The organism is Terrabacter sp. FW104-15G4B, from assembly GCF_058790095.1.
The window spans coordinates 1-3,568 of sequence record NZ_JBYTCI010000063.1 but is presented as its reverse complement, the minus strand read 5'-3'; the positions used below and the strand labels follow the sequence as shown (position 1 = coordinate 3,568).

General features: G+C 71.6%; 4 protein-coding genes and 1 tRNA gene. 2 read left to right on the top strand and 3 right to left on the bottom strand.

Features of this window, described 5'->3' with window-relative positions; all coding sequences use genetic code 11:
- Nucleotides 1–76: 76 nt before the first annotated feature.
- Nucleotides 77–1,327 carry a beta-ketoacyl-ACP synthase II gene (gene fabF / locus AC3WRT_RS20595; protein ID WP_492725267.1) on the top strand — a complete coding sequence of 417 codons (1,251 nt, stop codon included), beginning with the start codon at nucleotides 77–79 and terminating at the stop codon, nucleotides 1,325–1,327.
- A 63-nt stretch (nucleotides 1,328–1,390) separates the two neighbouring features.
- Here fabF and AC3WRT_RS20590 read toward each other — a convergent pair whose 3' ends face one another.
- The 3 genes from AC3WRT_RS20590 to AC3WRT_RS20580 all read right to left on the bottom strand — a co-directional run bounded on the left by AC3WRT_RS20590 (nucleotide 1,391) and on the right by AC3WRT_RS20580 (nucleotide 3,290).
- Complete coding sequence (locus AC3WRT_RS20590) at nucleotides 1,391–1,657, bottom strand: hypothetical protein (RefSeq protein WP_492725265.1); 267 nt, start codon at nucleotides 1,655–1,657, stop codon at nucleotides 1,391–1,393.
- A 563-nt stretch (nucleotides 1,658–2,220) separates the two neighbouring features.
- On the bottom strand, nucleotides 2,221–2,736 hold the full coding sequence (locus AC3WRT_RS20585) for a DUF3145 domain-containing protein (protein WP_492725264.1): 516 nt from the start codon (nucleotides 2,734–2,736) through the stop codon (nucleotides 2,221–2,223).
- A 212-nt stretch (nucleotides 2,737–2,948) separates the two neighbouring features.
- On the bottom strand, nucleotides 2,949–3,290 hold the full coding sequence (locus tag AC3WRT_RS20580) for a bifunctional 3-phenylpropionate/cinnamic acid dioxygenase ferredoxin subunit (RefSeq protein WP_492725263.1): 342 nt from the start codon (nucleotides 3,288–3,290) through the stop codon (nucleotides 2,949–2,951).
- 139 nt (nucleotides 3,291–3,429) lie between these two features.
- Here AC3WRT_RS20580 and AC3WRT_RS20575 point away from each other — a divergent pair.
- Nucleotides 3,430–3,503: transfer RNA gene (locus tag AC3WRT_RS20575), tRNA-Ile, on the top strand.
- The last annotated feature ends 65 nt before the right edge of the window (nucleotides 3,504–3,568 follow it).

The following is a 3,568-nucleotide window of genomic DNA, read 5'->3' as shown; positions in this document are numbered from 1 at the left end:
GGCCTCCCGGGCGCCCACCCAGCCGCACCACCCCACCCCTCGCACCACACCACTCGACTCAGAGGAGCACGTCACCATGACCTCCAATCGCGACCGACGCGTCGTGGTCACCGGTCTCGGCGCCACCACGCCCCTGGGCGGCACGGCCACGGAGACGTGGGAGGCCCTGCTCGCCGGCCGGTCCGGCGCCCGCCCGATGGACTTCGACTGGGTGGCCAAGTACGAGCTCCCCGTCACCTTCGCCGCGACGATCGCCACCCCGCCCGGTGACGTCCTGACCAGGGTCGAGACCCGCCGCCTCGACCCGTCGAGCCAGTACGCCCTCATCGCCGCGCGCGAGGCGTGGGCCGACGCAGGGAAGCCCGAGGTCGACCCGGAGCGCCTCGGCGCCGCCATCGGCTCCGGCATCGGTGGAGTGTGGACCCTGCTCGACCAGTGGGACAACCTGCGCGAGAAGGGCCCGCGCCGCGTCTACCCGCTCGCCGTCCCGATGCTCATGCCCAACGGCCCTGCCGCCGCAGTGTCGCTCGACCTGGGCGCCCGCGCCGGCGCCCACACGACCGTCAGCGCGTGCGCCTCGGGCGCCGAGAGCATGGGCTACGCCATCGACATGATCCGCACGGGACGCGCGGACGTCGTCGTCGCCGGTGGCACCGAGGCCGCGGTGCATGCTCTGCCGATCGCCGGTTTCGCTGCGATGCAGGCGCTCTCGACCCGCAACGACGAGCCCGAGAAGGCCTCGCGTCCCTACGACACCGGCCGTGACGGCTTCGTCCTCGGTGAGGGCGCCGCCGTCATCGTCCTCGAGTCCGAGGAGCACGCCCGGGCCCGCGGCGCGCGCATCTACGCCGAACTGGCCAGCGTCGGCATGTCGGCCGACGCCCACCACATCACGGCCCCGGAGCCCAACGGCTCGGGCGCGTCCCGCGCGATGCTGTATGCCGTCGAGCGAGCCGACCTGTCCCCCACCGACATCCTGCACATCAACGCGCACGCCACCTCGACGCCGGTCGGTGACGTGGCGGAGTACAACGCGATCAAGCGGGCCTTCGGCGACCACACGGACAGCCTCACCGTCACGGCGACGAAGTCGATGACCGGTCATCTCCTGGGTGCCGCCGGCGCACTCGAGGCCGTGATCACGATTCAGTCGATCCACCACCGGCTCGTGCCGCCGACGATCAACCTCGACGACCAGGACCCGGAGATCCCGCTCAACGTCGTCACCGGCGAGGCGCAGAAGCTGCCCGCTGGCGACATCGCGGCCCTGAACAACTCGTTCGGCTTCGGCGGCCACAACGTCGCCCTCGCCATCCGCAGCATCTGAGCTTCCCGAACGCAGCTGCAGCACAAGGCCCCTCGACCCTGATCGGTCGAGGGGCCTTGCTGTTCAGCCGGAGACGCAGTCGCGGCGGAGCCACCCCTTGATGCACAGCAGCGTGGTCAGCCGCGCCGCGACCTCGACGAGCGGGCTCGGGCCTGACATCTGCGGCACTCGACGTCGGCTGTCTGGCCCTCCGAGGTCCTCGACGGTGAGCTGCCGCCTGGCAGCGTTGCGCGACACGGCCACGACCTCACGGGTTGTCGCCATCATCACCTCACGGTCGAGCAGCGCGTACTCCTGGGCCCTGTAGAGGTCGTGGAGGTAGGCCGTCATCTCCTCCCTGCCGCCGAAGAACACAGCGAGGACGCGGTCGGGCCGGCCAGAACAGCTCGGGATCCGCGCCCGCACACCGCGGGACCGCGCCGCCCACGTCGAAGGAGCGCTCAGACGCCGCGCGGAAGATCCACGCGCCCAGCCCGTGCGCCGCTCGTGCCCCCGGGCGCCGCCCGACCTGTCCGAGGGGCCGCGCCGTCTCGAGCAGGTCTCCCTGGCGCGAGCACGCCGCCCGGATGCGCCAGTAGAGCCACTTCTGCTCGACCTGGCGCACACGGCGACGCGGCCGAGCGGCGTCTCGTCGGGGTTCCACACCTCAGCCCGCGTCCCGTCGGGGTCATCCCGGTGGGCGGCTCGAGGGACGGAGCCGGCCACGCACAAGGTGCGCTTCGCTGGCCCCATGGGTCCCAGGGAAGGCGCCGGGGGCGGGCGACCACTGCTTTTCCGGGGGACGGGTGCCTCGTCGTCTCCGGACGGGACGAGGGCCCGGGAGCACGAACCGCCCGGGCCCTCGTCAGCTCGTGCGCCGCTCTGGTGGTCGTTGCGGCGGGAGAGAAGGGTGTTCAGCCAACCTTGTGCAGCCAGCGCACCGGTGCACCGTCGCCGGCGTATCGGAACGGCTCGAGCTCCTCGTCCCAGGGGATGCCGAGCAGCAGGTCGATCTCGTCCTGGAGGGCGTCAGCGTCACCCCGGGTCCGGAGGATCGCCTCGCGGAGCCGGTCCTCCTGCACGACCGCGTCACCGGAGGCGGACGTCATGGCGTGGTGGATGCCGAGGCGCGGGGTGTAGGACCACCGAGAGCCGTCACAACCCGGCGACGGGTCCTCGGTCACCTCGTAGCGCAGGCCGTCCCAGCCGCGGAGGGAGCTGGCGAGCTCAGCGCCGGTCCCCGGCGCCCCGGTCCAGGACAGCTCGCTGCGGACGAGCCGTGGCGCCGCCGGCTGAGGGATCCAGTCGAGCGTCACCCGCTGGTCGAGGACAGCCTCGATGGCCCATGTGATGTGCGGGCACAGCGCTGCAGGGGCTCCGTGTACGAACAGAACCCCTCGTGTCGTGGTGCGCGGCATCGCGACAGGCATCCGAACCTCCTGGTGTTGCAGGGACGTCTTCCCCAACGCCTGCCACACGGAGATCCGGTGTGCTGCCACTGTGCCACTCGAGCGTGCTCGACGGCGAGCAACGCGCCCCATTGTGCACCATCGGGCACAGCAGCACCAGCAGTCACATCATCCCGATTTGCCGTTTTTGTGCCGCTGGGCGACCCGGTGCGGCGAGCGGGCCGGATGCGAGCTCAGGAGCCCGCAGGCGTGCCCGGGAAGAGGTAGACCTCGCCGGCGCGCACCTCGACACGGTGCGTCCGGACCGGCTTCGTCGCCGGGAGGCACATCGGCTTGCCGTCGGCGAGGCAGAAGCGCGTCGCGTGCAGCGGGCACTCGACCTCACCGGCCTCTACCCAGCCGTCGGCCAGCGACGCGTCCTCGTGCGAGCACGTGTCGTCGAGCGCGTAGTAGGTCCCGTCGTCGTCGCGGAAGAGCGAGATGGGCTCATCCGTGGCCGTGACAGCGGTGTCGAGCACGAGCGCCTCGCCGGGCTCGACGTCCTCGACCGCTGCCACCCGGATGCCGTCACTCATGCTGTCGTTCCTCACGTGCCTGGGATGGTGGTCGCAGCGAGCCTAGAGGGACCTCGACCACGTCTGGGTACCGGCCCGGGGCGCAGCCGCGAGCATGGCTAGACTCCGTCGCGACCGCCGCGTTCGTCCGGACGGACCCGGGGCAGTAGCTCAGCCGGTCAGAGCAGCGGACTCATAATCCGTCGGTCGTCGGTTCAAGCCCGACCTGCCCCACGCCCATAGCCCTGGTCCGGCGGCTCGTCGCCCTCGTCACCTCTGGGTGGCGAGGGCGCTCGACG